Source organism: Pseudomonas sp. B21-009 (genome assembly GCF_024749345.1).
Taxonomy (GTDB): domain Bacteria; phylum Pseudomonadota; class Gammaproteobacteria; order Pseudomonadales; family Pseudomonadaceae; genus Aquipseudomonas.
Genome location: NZ_CP087199.1, coordinates 1,064,324 through 1,080,162, shown reverse-complemented (window position 1 = coordinate 1,080,162; position 15,839 = coordinate 1,064,324). Strand labels below are relative to the sequence as shown.

At 61.3% G+C, this 15,839-nt stretch carries 22 protein-coding genes; 10 read left to right on the top strand and 12 right to left on the bottom strand.

The window, feature by feature from the left end:
• Positions 1–90: 90 nt before the first annotated feature.
• From murA to LOY34_RS04895, 7 genes are all read right to left on the bottom strand, one after another.
• On the bottom strand, positions 91–1,356 hold the full coding sequence (gene murA / locus LOY34_RS04925; protein WP_010223372.1) for a UDP-N-acetylglucosamine 1-carboxyvinyltransferase: 1,266 nt from the start codon (positions 1,354–1,356) through the stop codon (positions 91–93).
• A 23-nt stretch (positions 1,357–1,379) separates the two neighbouring features.
• Positions 1,380–1,619 carry a BolA family protein gene (locus tag LOY34_RS04920; protein ID WP_010223373.1) on the bottom strand — a complete coding sequence of 80 codons (240 nt, stop codon included), beginning with the start codon at positions 1,617–1,619 and terminating at the stop codon, positions 1,380–1,382.
• A gap of 115 nt (positions 1,620–1,734) precedes the next feature.
• Positions 1,735–2,040 carry a lipid asymmetry maintenance protein MlaB gene (locus LOY34_RS04915; protein WP_045196361.1) on the bottom strand — a complete coding sequence of 102 codons (306 nt, stop codon included), beginning with the start codon at positions 2,038–2,040 and terminating at the stop codon, positions 1,735–1,737.
• Positions 2,037–2,687, bottom strand: a complete 651-nt coding sequence (locus LOY34_RS04910; RefSeq protein WP_045196359.1) for a phospholipid-binding protein MlaC — start codon at positions 2,685–2,687, stop codon at positions 2,037–2,039. Before LOY34_RS04910 ends, LOY34_RS04915 begins: the two co-directional genes overlap by 4 nt.
• A 9-nt stretch (positions 2,688–2,696) precedes the next feature.
• Entirely contained in the window at positions 2,697–3,164 is a 468-nt protein-coding gene (gene mlaD, locus LOY34_RS04905; RefSeq protein ID WP_010223376.1) for an outer membrane lipid asymmetry maintenance protein MlaD, read from the bottom strand.
• Positions 3,164–3,961 carry a lipid asymmetry maintenance ABC transporter permease subunit MlaE gene (gene mlaE, locus LOY34_RS04900; RefSeq protein WP_045196357.1) on the bottom strand — a complete coding sequence of 266 codons (798 nt, stop codon included), beginning with the start codon at positions 3,959–3,961 and terminating at the stop codon, positions 3,164–3,166. Before mlaE ends, mlaD begins: the two co-directional genes overlap by 1 nt.
• Positions 3,961–4,770 carry an ATP-binding cassette domain-containing protein gene (locus LOY34_RS04895; protein ID WP_045196354.1) on the bottom strand — a complete coding sequence of 270 codons (810 nt, stop codon included), beginning with the start codon at positions 4,768–4,770 and terminating at the stop codon, positions 3,961–3,963. Before LOY34_RS04895 ends, mlaE begins: the two co-directional genes overlap by 1 nt.
• A gap of 244 nt (positions 4,771–5,014) precedes the next feature.
• Here LOY34_RS04895 and LOY34_RS04890 point away from each other — a divergent pair, with 244 nt between their 5' ends.
• The 10 genes from LOY34_RS04890 (at position 5,015) to LOY34_RS04845 (ending at position 12,025) form a co-directional block, all read left to right on the top strand.
• Complete coding sequence (locus tag LOY34_RS04890) at positions 5,015–5,989, top strand: KpsF/GutQ family sugar-phosphate isomerase (RefSeq protein ID WP_045196353.1); 975 nt, start codon at positions 5,015–5,017, stop codon at positions 5,987–5,989.
• Positions 5,990–6,514: an HAD family hydrolase gene (locus LOY34_RS04885; RefSeq protein WP_045196351.1), complete on the top strand. Its 525-nt coding sequence runs from the start codon at positions 5,990–5,992 to the stop codon at positions 6,512–6,514. It abuts the gene before it with no gap.
• 8 nt (positions 6,515–6,522) lie between these two features.
• Positions 6,523–7,098, top strand: coding sequence for an LPS export ABC transporter periplasmic protein LptC (lptC, locus tag LOY34_RS04880; RefSeq protein WP_045196349.1), 576 nt, complete (start codon positions 6,523–6,525; stop codon positions 7,096–7,098).
• A complete protein-coding gene (lptA, locus tag LOY34_RS04875; RefSeq protein WP_045196347.1) occupies positions 7,085–7,609 on the top strand; it encodes a lipopolysaccharide transport periplasmic protein LptA in 525 nt (174 codons plus the stop codon). The genes lptC and lptA overlap by 14 nt, the downstream gene beginning before the upstream one ends.
• Positions 7,610–8,335, top strand: a complete 726-nt coding sequence (gene lptB, locus LOY34_RS04870) for an LPS export ABC transporter ATP-binding protein (RefSeq protein ID WP_038996944.1) — start codon at positions 7,610–7,612, stop codon at positions 8,333–8,335.
• A gap of 179 nt (positions 8,336–8,514) precedes the next feature.
• On the top strand, positions 8,515–10,008 hold the full coding sequence (locus LOY34_RS04865; protein WP_195885735.1) for an RNA polymerase factor sigma-54: 1,494 nt from the start codon (positions 8,515–8,517) through the stop codon (positions 10,006–10,008).
• A gap of 81 nt (positions 10,009–10,089) precedes the next feature.
• On the top strand, positions 10,090–10,398 hold the full coding sequence (hpf, locus tag LOY34_RS04860; RefSeq protein WP_010223385.1) for a ribosome hibernation-promoting factor, HPF/YfiA family: 309 nt from the start codon (positions 10,090–10,092) through the stop codon (positions 10,396–10,398).
• A gap of 12 nt (positions 10,399–10,410) precedes the next feature.
• Entirely contained in the window at positions 10,411–10,875 is a 465-nt protein-coding gene (gene ptsN / locus LOY34_RS04855) for a PTS IIA-like nitrogen regulatory protein PtsN (protein WP_045196342.1), read from the top strand.
• 2 nt (positions 10,876–10,877) lie between these two features.
• Positions 10,878–11,732, top strand: a complete 855-nt coding sequence (rapZ, locus tag LOY34_RS04850) for an RNase adapter RapZ (RefSeq protein WP_045196339.1) — start codon at positions 10,878–10,880, stop codon at positions 11,730–11,732.
• Between the two features lie 20 nt (positions 11,733–11,752).
• Complete coding sequence (locus tag LOY34_RS04845; RefSeq protein WP_045196337.1) at positions 11,753–12,025, top strand: HPr family phosphocarrier protein; 273 nt, start codon at positions 11,753–11,755, stop codon at positions 12,023–12,025.
• Positions 12,026–12,039: 14 nt separating this feature from the next.
• Here the strand turns inward: LOY34_RS04845 and LOY34_RS04840 are convergent, their stop codons facing one another.
• From LOY34_RS04840 to LOY34_RS04820, 5 genes are read right to left on the bottom strand one after another with little or no spacing between them, the layout of a single operon-like run.
• Positions 12,040–12,933: a ZIP family metal transporter gene (locus LOY34_RS04840; protein WP_045196335.1), complete on the bottom strand. Its 894-nt coding sequence runs from the start codon at positions 12,931–12,933 to the stop codon at positions 12,040–12,042.
• An 11-nt stretch (positions 12,934–12,944) separates the two neighbouring features.
• Positions 12,945–13,556: a superoxide dismutase gene (locus LOY34_RS04835; protein WP_195885734.1), complete on the bottom strand. Its 612-nt coding sequence runs from the start codon at positions 13,554–13,556 to the stop codon at positions 12,945–12,947.
• A 1-nt stretch (position 13,557) separates the two neighbouring features.
• A complete protein-coding gene (locus LOY34_RS04830; RefSeq protein WP_195885733.1) occupies positions 13,558–14,019 on the bottom strand; it encodes a hypothetical protein in 462 nt (153 codons plus the stop codon).
• Positions 14,020–14,046: 27 nt separating this feature from the next.
• Positions 14,047–15,423 (bottom strand): lyase family protein, encoded by a 1,377-nt coding sequence (locus LOY34_RS04825; RefSeq protein WP_045196328.1) that lies wholly within the window; start codon positions 15,421–15,423, stop codon positions 14,047–14,049.
• The gene (locus LOY34_RS04820) at positions 15,416–15,817 is read right to left on the bottom strand and encodes a FagA protein (RefSeq protein WP_082075425.1); all 402 of its coding nucleotides are present in this window, start codon (positions 15,815–15,817) and stop codon (positions 15,416–15,418) included. Before LOY34_RS04820 ends, LOY34_RS04825 begins: the two co-directional genes overlap by 8 nt.
• Positions 15,818–15,839 lie beyond the last annotated feature (22 nt).

Here is a 15,839-nt window from a genome sequence, read left to right as displayed (position 1 = left end):
ATGCGGCTACAGCCGGCCGGGCGCTAACAGGCCCGACCGCATTCAATTCGGTGCAGCAATTGGCTGGCGCGTCCCTGCGCCACTCACAGACTAGCCCGGCACGCGGCGGATCTTGGCGCCGAGCATCTGCAGTTTCTCTTCGATGCACTCATAACCACGGTCGATGTGGTAGATGCGGTCGATCAGGGTATCGCCTTCGGCAACCAGCGCCGACAGCACCAGGCTGGCCGAAGCCCGCAGGTCGGTGGCCATCACTGGAGCGCCTTTGAGGGTCTTGGTCCCGGTAACGATGGCAGTGTTGCCTTCGACCTGGATCAGGGCACCCATGCGGTGCATCTCGTAGACGTGCATGAAGCGGTTTTCGAAGATCGTCTCGATTACCGCGCCAGTGCCTTCGGCAATGGCGTTGAGCGAGATGAACTGCGCCTGCATGTCGGTCGGGAACGCCGGGTACGGAGCGGTACGCAGGTTGACGGCTTTCGGCCGCTTGCCATGCATGTCCAGCTCGATCCAGTCTTCACCGGTTGTAACTTCGGCGCCGGCTTCCTTGAGCTTCTCAAGGACGGCTTCGAGGATGGTCGGATCGGTGTCCTTGACCTTGACGCGACCGCCAGTCACGGCAGCGGCAACCAGGTAGGTACCGGTCTCGATACGGTCAGGCATGACCCGGTAGGTCGCCGAACCCAGGCGCTCGACGCCATCGATGGTGATGGTGTCGGTACCAGCGCCCTGGACTTTCGCGCCCATGGCGTTGAGGAAGTTGGCAAGGTCGACCACTTCCGGCTCGCGCGCGGCGTTTTGCAGCACGCTGCGGCCTTTGGCCAGGGCTGCAGCCATCATGATGTTCTCGGTACCGGTGACACTGACGGTATCGAAGAAGAAGTGCGCGCCACGCAGGCCGCCTTCTGGGGCCTTGGCCTTGATGTAGCCGCCTTCGACTTCGATCTTCGCGCCCATGGCCTCAAGGCCGCGGATGTGCAGGTCGACCGGACGCGAACCAATGGCGCAACCGCCAGGCAGGGCCACTTCGGCTTCGCCAAAACGGGCGACCATCGGGCCCAGTACCAGGATCGAGGCACGCATGGTTTTCACCAGCTCGTACGGCGCGACCAGGGTCTTGATGGTACGCGGGTCGATTTCGACCGAGAGCTTCTCGTCGATCACCGGCTCAATGCCCATGCGGCCGAACAGCTCGATCATCGTGGTGATGTCGTGCAGGTGCGGCAGGTTGCCAACGGTGACCGGGCCATCGCAGAGCAAGGTGGCCGCCAGGATCGGCAGGGCAGCGTTCTTTGCCCCGGAAATGCGGATTTCGCCATCGAGGCGAACGCCGCCAGTAATAATCAGTTTGTCCATTAGAGTCTCGCCGCCAAGTTGGCTCAGGTGCGCTCAGCCCAGGCTGCGCTGCTGAAAAATTTCATGGTTACCGCATGGATGCTGCCATCGGTGATCCACGGGTTAAGGTGAGCATAGATCTGCTGCTGACGCTTGACCGGGCTCAGGGCCGCCAATTCGTCGCTGATCACGTTCAACTGGAAGTTGCAGCCTTCGCCTTCAACTTCGACCCGGGTTCCCGGCAACTTTTCTTCAAGGAAGTTCTTAACTTCTACGGCCTGCATGCTCAACCTCAATCGGCGCCCTTTGCGCGCGGGTCGGCCATCATACAAAAAAGCCCCTCGCCTGCGAACCCCGTAATCGGAGACTCTGACAGAGGGGCCAGTCACTGGCTGGCGGTCATTGACCGGCCAGCACCTCGTCGAGGTCGTAAACCTCGGCGATTTCCCGCATGTCCTGGGGCATGGCGCGAACCTCGACGGCCTTGCCGGCCGCCTTGCCGTCGCGCATGAAGGCCAGCAGCAGGGACAGGCCGACGCTGCTGGACTTCTCCACCTGCGCGCAATCGAGCACCAGCCCAGGGGCCTTGCACGCCGCAATCAGGGCCTTGCCCTGCTTGCGCAAGGCCGGCCCGCTGCGGTAGTCGAGCACCCCGGCCAGGCTCAATACGCCTGGCTCGCTCATGGTCACGACACTGTCGCTCATTGCCCTTGCTTCTCGGCCGCTTGCTCGGTGCTTTCCTTGGCCTTGGCCACTTCGCCCGCCCAGCCGTCGATGGTCTTGTCCAGGTCGTTGCCGTTGCGGTTCATGGCGTCGGCGAACTGGTCACGGAACAGCTTGCCGATGTTGATGCCGTTGACGATGACGTTACGCACCTTCCACTCGCCATCGAGCCTGGTCAGGGTGTAGGACACCGGATAGACAGCACCGTTGTTGCCCTTGACGCTCATGTCGACGCTGGCACGGTCGTCGCCGTCCTTCTTCTCGTTGCCGACGGTAATGCCCTGGTTGTTGTACTCGAGCAGGGCGTTGCCGTAGAACTGCATCAGGCTGCGCTTGAAGTTTTCCTGGAAGCGCTGCATCTGCGCCGGGGTAGCCTTGCGCGAATACTTGACGGTCATGATGCTTTTCGAGATGCCATCGGCATCGACGACCGGCCCCAGGTTGGCATTGAGCGCATCGTAGAAGGCGCTCGGGTTGGCCTTGTATTGCTCCTTGTTGGCTTTCAAGTCAGCCAGCAACTGGGTGGTGGTCTTCTCGATCACCTGCTTGGGTGACAGAGCAGCTGCACTGGCCATCAGCGGCAGTGCTGCCAGCAACACCAGCAAGCCGCGTCGCAGGATAGAAATCATGGAAACTCCTTATTTAGCTTCTTTGCCAACGGTATTGAGCAGGAACTTGCCAATCAGGTCTTCCAGTACCAGCGCCGACTGGGTGTCGTGGATGGTTGCACCATCCTTGAGCACCGCATCTTCTCCGCCCACGCTGATACCGATGTATTTCTCGCCGAGCAGCCCTGCGGTGAGGATAGATGCAGTGGAATCGACAGGCAGGTTATCGACCCGTTTTTCCAGCTGCAGCGTCACCCGACCGGTGAAGGTGTCACGATCCAGATCGATGGCAGTGACCTTGCCGATGGTCACACCGGCCATGGTCACTTTAGCTCTGACCGTCAAACCGGCGATATTGTCGAAGTTGGCATAAAGTTTATACGTGTCGCTGCTCGGGCTTGCCGACAGGCCGCTGACGCGCAGGGCCAGCAGGATCAGCGCCAGGATCCCGGCCAGGAGGAACAGGCCGACACCGATTTCCAGGGTGCGGTTTTGCATCAGAAATCTCCAAACATCAAGGCGGTCAGAATAAAGTCCAGACCCAGGACTGCCAATGAGGCATAGACCACGGTCTTGGTGGTGGCACGACTGATCCCTTCTGAAGTGGGCTCGCAGTCATAACCCTGGAATACGGCAATCCAGGTCACGACGAAGGCAAACACCAGGCTTTTGATCACCCCGTTGAGCACATCGTCGGTAAAGGAAACACTGTTCTGCATGTTGGCCCAGAACGAGCCCTCGTAAACGCCCAACCAGTCGACGGCAACCCACGAACCACCCCAGATACCGACCACGCTGAAGATCAAAGCCAGCAACGGCAGCGAGATGAAACCGGCCCACAGCCGCGGCGCGACGATGTACTTGAGCGGATCGACACCGATCATTTCCAGGCTGGACAGCTGCTCGGTGGACTTCATGTTGCCGATTTCGGCGGTCAGCGCCGAGCCTGCACGGCCGGCGAACAGCAGCGCGGTAACCACCGGGCCCAGTTCACGCAGCAGGGTCAGGGCGACCATCTGCCCCACCGCCTGCTCCGAACCGTACTTGGTGAGGATGCTGAAGCCCTGCAGGGCCAGGACCATGCCGATGAACACACCGGACACGACGATGATCGCCAGCGACAGCACGCCAACCGAATAGAGCTGGCGAACCAGCAACTGAAAGCCGCCGCCGGTGCCGCTGCGCCCGACCAGCGAATGCAGCAGGAACAGGAAGGAGCGGCCGAGAATGGCCAGCACGTCGATGGCCGATCGGCCAAAGCGACGAATACGTTCGAGTAAGGATTTTCTGCGCATCAACGCTTCCCCAGAAGATCGGCGCGGTAATCCGGCGCAGGAAAGTGAAAGGGCACCGGGCCATCCGGATCGCCTTTCATGAATTGACGAATGCGCGGGTTGTCGGAGCCCATCAGCTCTTGCGGCGTGCCCTGCCCCAATACCTGGCCGTCACCGACCACGTAGATGTAGTCGGCGATGCTGGCGGTTTCGGCCAGGTCGTGAGAAACCACGATGCTGGTGATGCCCAGGGCATCGTTGAGCAGGCGGATCAGCCGCACCAGCACGCCCATGGCAATCGGGTCCTGGCCGACGAACGGTTCATCGTACATGAGGATTTGCGGATCCAGAGCAATCGCCCGGGCCAGCGCCACACGACGTTTCATGCCACCGGATAGCTCGTCGGGCATCAGCTCGATGGCGCCACGCAGGCCAACAGCCTGGAGTTTCATCAGGACTATGTCGCGAATCATCTCGTCAGACAGCTGGGTATGCACGCGCAACGGGAAGGCGACGTTCTCGAACACATCGAGATCGGTGAACAGCGCGCCACTCTGGAACAGCACGCCCATCTGCTTGCGGGCATCGAACAGGTCACTGCGCGACAGGGTCGGCAGGTTCTGCCCGGCCACCCAGACCTCGCCACTGGCCGGGCGCAGTTGTGCACCCATCAGCCGCAGCAGCGTGGTTTTGCCGCACCCGGAAGGCCCCATGATGCCGGTAACCTTGCCACGGGGAATGCGTATGTCGACATTATTGAAGATGCTGCGCGAACCGCGCTTGAAGGAAACGCCCTTCAATTCGACCGCGTAGGCGTTATCAACGCTCATCTAGACTCCTTGCGATGCAGCCTTCTCACTCAGACGCGCGCCCCCTTCGTGGAGGCACGCACGCACCAAGCGGGCCGAACAGCGGCGAACTATAGCACCGCTGATAGGGCCGCCCCAAGGCCGCCGAAGTGCTTGTTCAGCTATGGTTAAGCCAACCGGGCGAATGTATGACAATCACAAGGTGAGGCTTTCGCCCATTACCGCTATAATCGCCGCCTTTTCATCAGGCAATCCGATTTTCGACATGAGCCAATCCAGCGACCTGATCCAATCCGCGCAGCGCACCATCCGTTTCGAACTCGAGGCGGTTGAGGGCCTGCTGGCCCACATCGACGCCGATTTCGTCAAGGCATGCGAGCTGATCCTGGCCAGCAAGGGCCGGGTGGTGGTGGTCGGCATGGGCAAGTCGGGGCACATCGGCAACAAGATCGCCGCGACCCTGGCCAGCACCGGTACGCCGGCGTTTTTCGTTCACCCGGCCGAAGCCAGCCATGGCGACATGGGCATGATCACCCGCGACGACGTGATCCTGGCCCTGTCCAACTCGGGCTCCACCGCCGAGATCGTCACCCTGCTGCCGCTGATCAAGCGACTGGGTATCCAGCTGATCAGCCTCACCGGCAACCCCGATTCGCCCCTGGCCAAGGCCGCCGAGGTCAACCTCGACGCCCGCGTTGCCCAGGAGGCCTGCCCGCTGAACCTGGCACCAACCTCCTCGACTACCGCCGCGCTGGTGCTGGGCGACGCCCTGTCCATCGCCCTGCTCGAGGCCCGCGGCTTTACCGCTGAAGATTTCGCCTTCTCGCACCCCGGCGGCGCCCTCGGCCGACGCCTGCTGCTGAAAGTCGAGAACGTCATGCACGCCGGCGACGAGCTGCCGCAGGTGCAACGCGGCACCCTGCTCAAGGACGCGCTGCTTGAAATGTCTCGCAAGGGCCTGGGCATGACCGTGGTGCTCGAAGCCGACGGACGGTTGGCCGGGATCTTCACCGACGGCGACCTGCGCCGCAGCCTCGATCGCAATATTGACGTGCACAAGACCCTCATCGAAGAAGTCATGACCGCCCACGGCAAGACCGCCCGCGCCGAGATGCTCGCCGCCGAAGCCCTGAAGATCATGGAAGACCACAAGATCAGCGCCCTGGTGGTGATCGACAAGGACGAGCGCCCGGTCGGCGCCCTGAACATGCACGACCTGTTGCGTGCGGGAGTGATGTAAATGACCCAGGACCTGCTCCAGCGCGGCAAGGCCATCAAACTGGCGGTTTTTGACGTAGACGGCGTGCTCACCGACGGTCGCCTGTACTTCCTCGAAGATGGCAGCGAATTCAAGACCTTCAACACCCTCGACGGCCAGGGCATCAAGATGCTCATGAACTCGGGCGTGACCACGGCGATCATCAGCGGTCGCAAGACCCCGGTGGTCGAGCGCCGGGCAAAGAACCTCGGCATTCCTCACCTGTACCAGGGCCGGGAAGATAAACTGGTGGTATTGGACGAGCTTCTTGGCCAGCTCAACCTAAGCTATGAACAGGTCGCCTATCTGGGCGACGACCTGCCTGACCTGCCGGTAATCCGCCGGGTCGGCCTGGGCATGGCGGTGGCCAATGCTGCCGCGTTCGTCCGCGAGCACGCCCACGGGGTAACCCTGGCACGTGGCGGCGAAGGTGCAGCCCGCGAATTCTGCGAACTGATCCTGCAAGCCCAGGGCAACCTCGACGCGGCCAACGCCCATTACCTGTAGAGCGACACATGTTCAGTAAGAAAATCCGCAACATTGCGCTGTTCAGTGTGATCGCCGCCCTGCTGGTGGCGGTCGGCTACTGGAACATCAGCCCCGAGAGCTTCCTCGACAACAAGCCGGTTGCCGGGCCGGACCAGAGCGCCATCGACTATTACGCGGTGAACGCCCACAGCGTGCAGTTTTTGCCTGATGGCAAGATGCAGTACGAGATGACCGCCGACAAAGTCGAGCACCTCAAGGCCAGCGAAGTCACCCTGCTGACCAAGCCCGACCTGCAGATGTACCGCGGCACCACTTATCCGTGGCACGTGCAGAGCGAGCGCGGCGAGGTCAACCCCGACGGCAGCGAAGTCGAACTGATCGATTCGGTAAGGGTCGCCCGCACCGACGAAAAGAACCGCACCATGATCATTACCAGCAGCCGCATGACGGTATTCCCGCAGAAGCAATATGCGCAAACCGAGCAAGCCGTTAGAATCGACGGCGCCGGTGGCGTCACTACGGGCAATGGAATGAAAGCGTATTTGAAAGACGGCAGGATGGACCTGCTGTCCAACGTAAGAGGACAGTATGAGGCTCGTTAAAACCCTCCCCTTTTTGCTCAGCCTGAGCGCAGCACTGGGAAGCGCGAGCGCCTGGGCCCTGCCGAACGACCGTGACCAGCCGATCCGCATCCAGGCCGACCACGCTCAACTGGACGACAAAAAAGGCATCGCCACCTACACCGGTGACGTGATCATCACCCAGGGTTCGATGATGATCAAAGGCAACACCGTGACCATCACCCGTACCGCCGGTGGCGACATCGACGTGGTGACCTCGGTGGGCAACCTGGCCTACTTCGAGCAGCAGCAGAGCGCCGCCAAGCCAGACAAGATGCAGGGCTACGGCAAGACCATCCAGTACAATGCGCCGCAAAACCGCATCGTCCTGATCGACCGCGCCAAGGTCATCAACGAAGGCAACACCACCGAGGGCGAGAAAATCGTCTACGACACGGTGAAACAGATCGCTACCGCCGGTCGCGGTGGCAAAGTCACCGAGTCGCGTCCGCGTATCGACATGGTGATCCAGCCGAAGAAGAAGGCCGAGTAAATGGCAACCCTCAAAGCCCAGCACCTGGCCAAGAGCTACAAGAGCCGGCAAGTGGTCCGCGACGTCAGCCTGTCGATCGACAGTGGCCAGATCGTCGGCCTGCTCGGCCCTAACGGCGCCGGCAAGACCACCTGCTTCTACATGATCGTCGGCCTGGTCCAGGCCGACCAGGGCCGCGTCCTGATCGACGACCTCGATGTCAGCCACCAGCCCATGCACGGCCGCGCCCGCGCCGGTATCGGCTACCTGCCGCAGGAAGCCTCGATCTTTCGCAAGCTGTCGGTGGCCGACAACATCATGGCGATCCTCGAAACCCGCAAGGACCTGGACCGCGATGGCCGGCGCAAAGAGCTGGAAAGCCTGCTGCAGGAGTTCCACATCAGCCACATCCGCGACAACCTCGGCATGAGCCTCTCCGGTGGTGAACGCCGCCGCGTCGAGATTGCCCGCGCCCTGGCCACCGCGCCCAAGTTCATCCTGCTCGACGAACCCTTTGCCGGTGTCGACCCGATTTCGGTCGGCGACATCAAGCAGATCATCCACCACCTGAAGGCCAAGGGTATTGGCGTTCTGATCACCGACCACAACGTCCGTGAAACCCTGGATATCTGCGAAACTGCTTACATCGTCAACGATGGCCAACTGATCGCCGAAGGCGATGCAGAGACCATCCTGGCCAACGACCTGGTCAAAGAGGTTTACCTCGGCCATGAGTTCCGCCTGTAGGCTCAAGGTGTAAGGCGCTGCCGGAGCGCTCGTAAACAAGCCAGATAATGGCTTAATTGTTACGGCGCTCTAGGCAAACGCTGCAATTTCAGGCATATAATTTGCTTAAAGTTGGCGCTTCGGTGCCCTTGTAGTGGATGGCGCATGTGCGCCGGCAAATAAGGTGTTAAGCCCCTGCCATGAAACCATCGCTCGTCCTAAGAATGGGCCAGCAACTGACGATGACCCCGCAGTTGCAACAGGCCATACGTCTGCTCCAGCTTTCTACCCTGGACCTCCAGCAGGAAATCCAGGAAGCGCTGGAATCAAACCCGATGCTCGAGCGCCAGGAAGAAGGCGACGACTTCGACAACAGCGACCCGATGGCCGACAACGCCGAGAGCAAACCCGTCGCCGACGTTCAGGAAACCAGCTTCCAGGAGACCGCCCCAACGGTGGACAACCTCGAAGAGGGCGAGTGGAACGAGCGCATCCCCAACGAGCTGCCGGTCGACACCGCCTGGGAAGACATCTACCAGACCAGCGCCAGCAGCCTGCCCAGCAACGACGATGACGAGTGGGACTTCACCACCCGCACTTCGGCTGGCGAAAGCTTGCAGAGCCACCTGCTCTGGCAGCTCAACCTGGCACCGATGTCAGACACCGACCGGCTGATCGCCGTGACCCTGATCGATTGCATCAACAACCAGGGTTATCTCGACGAAACCCTGGAAGAAGTCTGCGAATCCTTCGACCCTGAGCTCGACATCGAGCTGGATGAAGTCGAAGCCGTGCTGCACCGTATCCAGCAATTCGAACCCGCCGGCATCGGCGCGCGCAACCTCAGCGAGTGCCTGTTGCTGCAACTGCGCCAGCTGCCGCCGCGTACCCCGTGGATGGCCGAAGCCCAGCGTCTGGTCAGCGACTACATCGACCTGCTCGGCGGCCGCGACTACAGCCAGCTGATGCGCCGCATGAAGCTCAAGGAAGACGAGCTGCGCCAGGTCATCGAACTGGTACAGAGCCTCAACCCGCGCCCGGGCTCGCAAATCGAGTCCAGCGAAGCCGAATACGTGGTGCCCGACGTGATCGTGCGCAAGGACAACGAGCGCTGGCTGGTCGAACTCAACCAGGATGCGGTCCCGCGCCTGCGGGTCAACCCGCAGTACGCCGGTTTCGTCCGTCGCGCCGACACCAGCGCCGACAACACCTTCATGCGCAACCAGTTGCAGGAGGCGCGCTGGTTCATCAAGAGCCTGCAAAGCCGCAACGAAACCCTGATGAAGGTCGCCACCCAGATCGTCGAGCACCAGCGCGGCTTCCTCGATCACGGTGACGAGGCGATGAAGCCGCTGGTGCTGCACGACATCGCCGAAGCGGTGGGCATGCACGAGTCGACCATTTCCCGGGTGACCACGCAGAAATACATGCACACGCCCCGCGGAATTTACGAGCTGAAGTACTTTTTCTCCAGCCACGTCAGCACCTCCGAAGGCGGCGAATGCTCGTCCACAGCGATCCGCGCAATCATCAAGAAACTGGTTGCAGCGGAAAATCAGAAAAAGCCATTGAGTGACAGCAAGATCGCTGGTTTACTGGAGGCACAAGGCATCCAGGTAGCACGTCGCACCGTCGCCAAGTACCGCGAGTCCCTCGGCATCGCACCGTCGAGCGAGCGCAAGCGATTGATGTAACGGCTCCTGAGGTGTGCCACCGCAGTTCAGTGGCAGGCGCAATACCTGCCTCTTATGCACCGGCAACAAAGGAGAAGCTGTATGCAAGTCAATATCAGTGGACAGCATGTAGAAGTTACTCAGCCCCTGCGTGAGTACGTCGAGCAGAAATTGAAACGACTGGAGGGGCATTTCGACAAGATTACCAATGTGACGGTAATCATGAAGGTCGAGAAGCTGCAGCAGAAGATTGAAGCGACGCTGTTCATTCCCGGCGGCGAAGTGGTTGCAAATGCCGAACACCAAGACATGTATGCAGCGATCGACGCCTTGACCGACAAGCTCGACCGCCAACTGAAAAAACACAAGGAAAAACAGCAAAGCCTGCTGCAAGGTGCAGCGGCCCGCTGATCCCCCTCATCCATGATCCGACTTGAAACCATCCTGACCCCCGGCCGTTCCCTTGTGAACGTGCCGGGCGGCAGTAAAAAGCGTGCGCTCGAACAGATCGCCAATCTGATCGGCAGAGAAGTGCCCGAGCTGGACACCCAGATCGTGTACGAAGCCTTGATCGCCCGGGAGAAACTGGGCTCCACCGGCTTCGGCAACGGCATTGCCATTCCCCACTGCCGCCTCAAGGGCTGTGAGTCGCCGGTCAGCGCGCTGTTGCACCTTGACGCCCCTATCGATTTCGACGCCATCGATGGCGCCCCGGTCGACCTGCTGTTCGTACTGCTGGTCCCGGAAGCGGCTACCGATGCGCACCTGGAGCTGCTGCGCCAGATCGCCAGCATGCTCGATAGCAAGGACGTACGCGAAAAACTGCGTGCGGCCACCAGTAACGAAGCCTTGTACCAGGTCGTACTGGACGTACAGAACGGGCATTGAACATGCGCTTGATCATCGTTAGCGGCCGGTCTGGCTCCGGCAAGAGTACCGCCCTCGATGTACTTGAGGACAACGGCTACTACTGCATCGACAACCTGCCTGCTGGCTTGCTGCCGCAACTGGCCGAAAGCGCCCTGATCAACACGGAATTGATGCAGCCCAAGGTGGCCGTTTCGATTGACGCGCGCAACTTGCCCAGCCACTTGTCGCGCTTTCCCGAGCTGCTTGAGGACGCCCGTAGCCGGCACATCCAGTGTGATGTGCTGTACCTGGATGCCGATGAAGAAACATTGCTCAAGCGCTTCTCGGAAACCCGCCGCCGCCACCCGCTGACCAACAACGAACGCTCGCTGGCCGAAGCGATCGAAGTCGAAAGCGAGCTGCTCGGGCCGATTGCCGACCTCGCCGACCTGAAGATCGATACCACCAACCTGAACCTGTATCAGTTGCGTGACTCGATCAAATTGCGCCTGCTCAACCAGCCGGAGCCCGGTACGGCCTTCCTGGTCGAATCCTTCGGTTTCAAACGCGGCATGCCGGTCGATGCCGACCTGGTGTTCGATGTGCGCTGCCTGCCCAACCCTTACTGGAAGCCGGAACTGCGCGACCATTCGGGCCTGGAGCAACCGGTGATCGATTACCTGGCTGCGCAGCCGGATGTCGAGGACATGTTCCAGGACATCTCCAGCTACCTGCTCAAGTGGTTACCGCGCTTTGCCGCCAGCAACCGTGCCTATGTCACCATTGCCATTGGCTGCACAGGTGGCCACCACCGTTCGGTGTACCTGACCGAGCGTCTGGGCCAGTTACTGCAACAATCGTTAAAGAATGTCCAGGTTCGCCACCGCGACCTCTAGCCCACAGGACCAGCGCCTCGATGCCCGCAAAAGAAATCACCATCATCAACAAGCTGGGGCTGCACGCCCGGGCAGCGGCAAAGTTCGTTGGCGTTGCGGGCAAGTTTCCCTGCCAGGTTCGCGTTGGGCGCAATCCGCAATCCCTGGTTGATGGCAAGAGCATCATGGCGGTCATGATGCTGGCGGCCGGCAAGGGCACCGCCATTCATCTGCACACCGAGGGCGAGCAGGACGATGATGCACTCAACGCCCTGATCGAACTGATCAACAATTACTTCGACGAGGGCGAGTAACCGCCCCCGTTTTCTCACGAAAGCGCCGTATCCATCACCATCATCAGGCAGAAGCCGATGCACAGGCCCAGGCTGGCCAGCCGGTGATGGCCATTGCTGCGCGACTCGGGAATGATTTCCTGGGTCACGACCAGCAACATCGCCCCGGCAGCACACGCCAAGCCCAGTGGCAGCAACAACTCTGCCACGGTCACCAGCCAGGCACACACCACCGCAGCCAGCGGCTCGACCAGACCAGAAGCCGCACCAATCAGAAACGCCTTGAAGCGGGCCATCCCCGCCCCTGCCAACACCAGGGCGATCACCAGGCCTTCCGGCACATCCTGCAGGGCAATGCCCATGGCAAGGCTGTCGGCATCGGGCATGCCACCACCGGCAGACACGCCAATGGCCATGCCTTCGGGGATGTTATGGGCAATGATGGCAATCACGAACACCCAGATCCGCGCGGCGATCACCGGTTGCTGCGGCGTGCCGACCAGGGCCTCGGGCGATGCACCGGACACCTTGAGGTCGACCAGGTACAGGCAGAAGGCCCCGAACAGCAGGCCGAAGCTGACCAAACCACCGGCGCCCCATTTACCCAGGCCAATGGCCTGGGCGGCATCCAGCCCGGGAATGATCAGCGAAAAGGCCGTGGCCGCCAGCATCACCCCGGCACCAAAGCCCAGCAAGGTATCGGCCAACGCCACTGGCATGTTGCGGATCACCAGCACCGGCACCGCGCCCAAGGCCGTACCCAGGGCGCACAGCGCACCGCCTTCGAGCGCCCGTAACATGCGCGGCTCCAGGTCCAGCCAGGCGATACCCTGGGCCACCAGCAGGGCGAAGCCGACCAGCAGCAACAGGGTACCGAGCGCCAGGCGAAACAGCCGCACGCCGGCAATGGACATCACATCCGAACGCATTGCGCTGCGACTCACACAAGCGCAGCTGCGTAACGACGCTCTACCTCGGACCAGTCGATCACGTTGTAGAAGGCGTTGATGTATTCCGGACGACGGTTCTGGTACAGCAGGTAGTAAGCATGCTCCCAGACGTCCAGGCCGAGGATTGGCGTATTGCCGTTCATCAGCGGGCTGTCCTGATTACCACTGCTTTCAACCACCAGGGTCTTGGCCGGGGTCACGCTCAGCCAGGCCCAGCCGCTGCCAAAGCGAGTCAGCGCAGCCTTGGTGAAGGCGTCCTTGAACGCCTCGAAGCCACCCAATTGCTCATCAATGGCCTTGGCCACAGCGCCTTGTGGCAGGCCGCCGCCCTGGGGCGACATCACGGTCCAGAACAGCGAATGGTTGGCGTGACCGCCGCCCTGGTTGATTACCGCGTTGTGCAATTTTTCCGGCAGTTGCTTGACGCTGGCCACCAGTTTTTCCACCGGCCACTCGGCATACTCGCTGCCTTCGACCGCCGCGTTGAGGTTGTTGATGTAAGCCTGGTGGTGCTTGCTGTGGTGAATCTGCATGGTCTGGGTATCGATGTGCGGTTCCAGCGCATCGTAGGCGTAAGGCAATGCAGGCAAGGTATAAGGCATATCACTGGATTCCATATTGTAGGACTGAAGGCGCGGCGCTTTCCTGACCGACATGCAGGGCCGGCTGCGGCTCGTGCCGGTAGAGCAGACGTTCGGTACGGGGGTACTGGCCGTACTCGCTGATGAAGCTCAGCAACTCGGTGTAGGTCTTGCTGCTGTGGCGCAACGCAGCTTCGCGCAGCATCGGCGCCATGCGCGGGTCCTGGGCGGTCTGCAACAACCGCTGGTGAATGGCGCACAGGTACTCGGCGCTTTCCTGCGGCTGATTCAGCCGCAGGTGCAGGTCAGCCAGGTTGTGGTGGGCGATGACGCACACGGCCACCGCTTCGTCGGCGTCATGCCAGCGTTCGAACAACACCTGGGCAAGCGCCAGGGCTTGCAGATACAACTCGCGGGCATCGACCAACTCGCCCTGTTCGAACAGGCGGTTGGCAATTTCGGTGGTGCGTTTCCAGTGCTGCATGACAAACCTCCAGAGCGGTGGGCCGGCTCAGATCCCGCCGGCGGTGAGCTTTTCCGGATCGAGCAGCGCTTCAAGCTGGCTGCGCGGCAGGTCGGTGTTTTCGAGGGCTACGTCGATAATCGGGCGGCCTTGCTTGTAAGCGGTCTTGGCGATTTCGGCAGCCTTCTGGTAGCCGATGATCGGGTTCAGGGCGGTGACCAGAATCGGGTTGCGCGCCAGGGCTTCCTTGAGCTTGGGTTCATTGACCGTGAAGCTGGCAATCGCCTTGTCGGCCAGCAAGCGGCTGGCATTGGCCATCAGCTCGATGCTGCTGAGCAGGTTCTGGGCAATGATCGGCAGCATCACGTTGAGTTCGAAGTTGCCCGACTGCCCGGCCACGGCGATGGTCGCGTCGTTGCCGATCACCTGCGCGGCGACCATGGCAGTCGCTTCCGGGATTACCGGGTTGACCTTGCCCGGCATGATCGAAGAGCCCGGCTGCAAGCCTTCGAGCTCGATTTCGCCCAGGCCGGCCAGCGGCCCGGAGTTCATCCAGCGCAGGTCGTTGGCGATTTTCATCAGTGCCACAGCGGTGGTCTTGAGCTGGCCGGATACCGCCACTGCGGTGTCTTGCGAACCAATCAAAGCGAACAGGTTGTGCCCCGGAACAAATTCGACGCCGGTAAGCGCTGTCAGTTGCTGGCTGAAGCGCGCAGCGAACTCAGGATGGGCATTGATGCCAGTGCCCACGGCGGTGCCGCCCTGGGCCAGGGCTTGCAGGCTTGGCAAAGTGGCTTGCAGATGAGCAATGGCCGCCTTGACTTGCGCCGACCATCCACCCAGCACCTGGCTCATGCGCACCGGCATGGCATCCATCAGGTGGGTGCGGCCGGTCTTGATGAACGGATGCACCTGCTCGGCCTTGGCGTCGATCACCTTGACCAGATGCTGCAGCGCCGGCAACAACTGCTCGTGCAGGGCCAGCGCGGCACTGACATGAATGGTGGTGGGGATGATGTCGTTGCTGCTTTGCCCGCAGTTGACGTGATCGTTGGGGTTGACCGTATCGCCCAGCACGCGGCTGGCCAGGGTCGCGATCACCTCGTTGGCGTTCATGTTCGAACTGGTACCGGAGCCGGTCTGGAAGATATCCACCGGGAAATGCTGCATGAAGTCAGCGGCCAGCAACTGCTCCACGGCTTTGACAATCGCCTCGCCGCGGGCCTGCTCCAGTTGCTTGAGCTCGATATTGGCCTTGGCCGCAGCAGCCTTGGCCAGCAGCAGTGCGCGAATGAACTGGGTCGGCATGCGTTGCTGGCTGATCGGGAAGTTGTTTACCGCGCGCTGGGTCTGGGCGCCATACAGGGCCTCGGCTGGCACCAGCAGTTCACCCATGCTGTCGCGCTCGATACGGGTATTACTCATCATCAAGTCCTTGCATCAGTTCATCGTAGGAAATCGAAGGCAGCAGCACGCAGTTCGCCAGTTGCAAGGCGAAGGGCTGCCAGCGCTGGTTGTTTTCGCGCCGATCGAGGTTGCGCAGCTCCAGCAGCGGCCGCCAGGCCTGGTCCAGGCACAGGCAGCGCCAATGCCAGGGCAGCGCGCGATCGCAGGCGGTGTCCAGCAGCAGGCGGAATGAAGTCAAGGCGATGGTCCAGGCGCTGGTATCGGTGCAACACACCAGGTAACGGCCTTCGGTGAGGTAGTGCTCGATCAGGCGCGGCTCGTCCGGATCGAGTGCACAGCGAATGCGCCGGCTCAGCCAGCGCCAGTTTTCCAGGTAGGGCAATTCGTGGAGGACTGGTTTCATGAACATCATCGCCTAGATAATGATATTCATT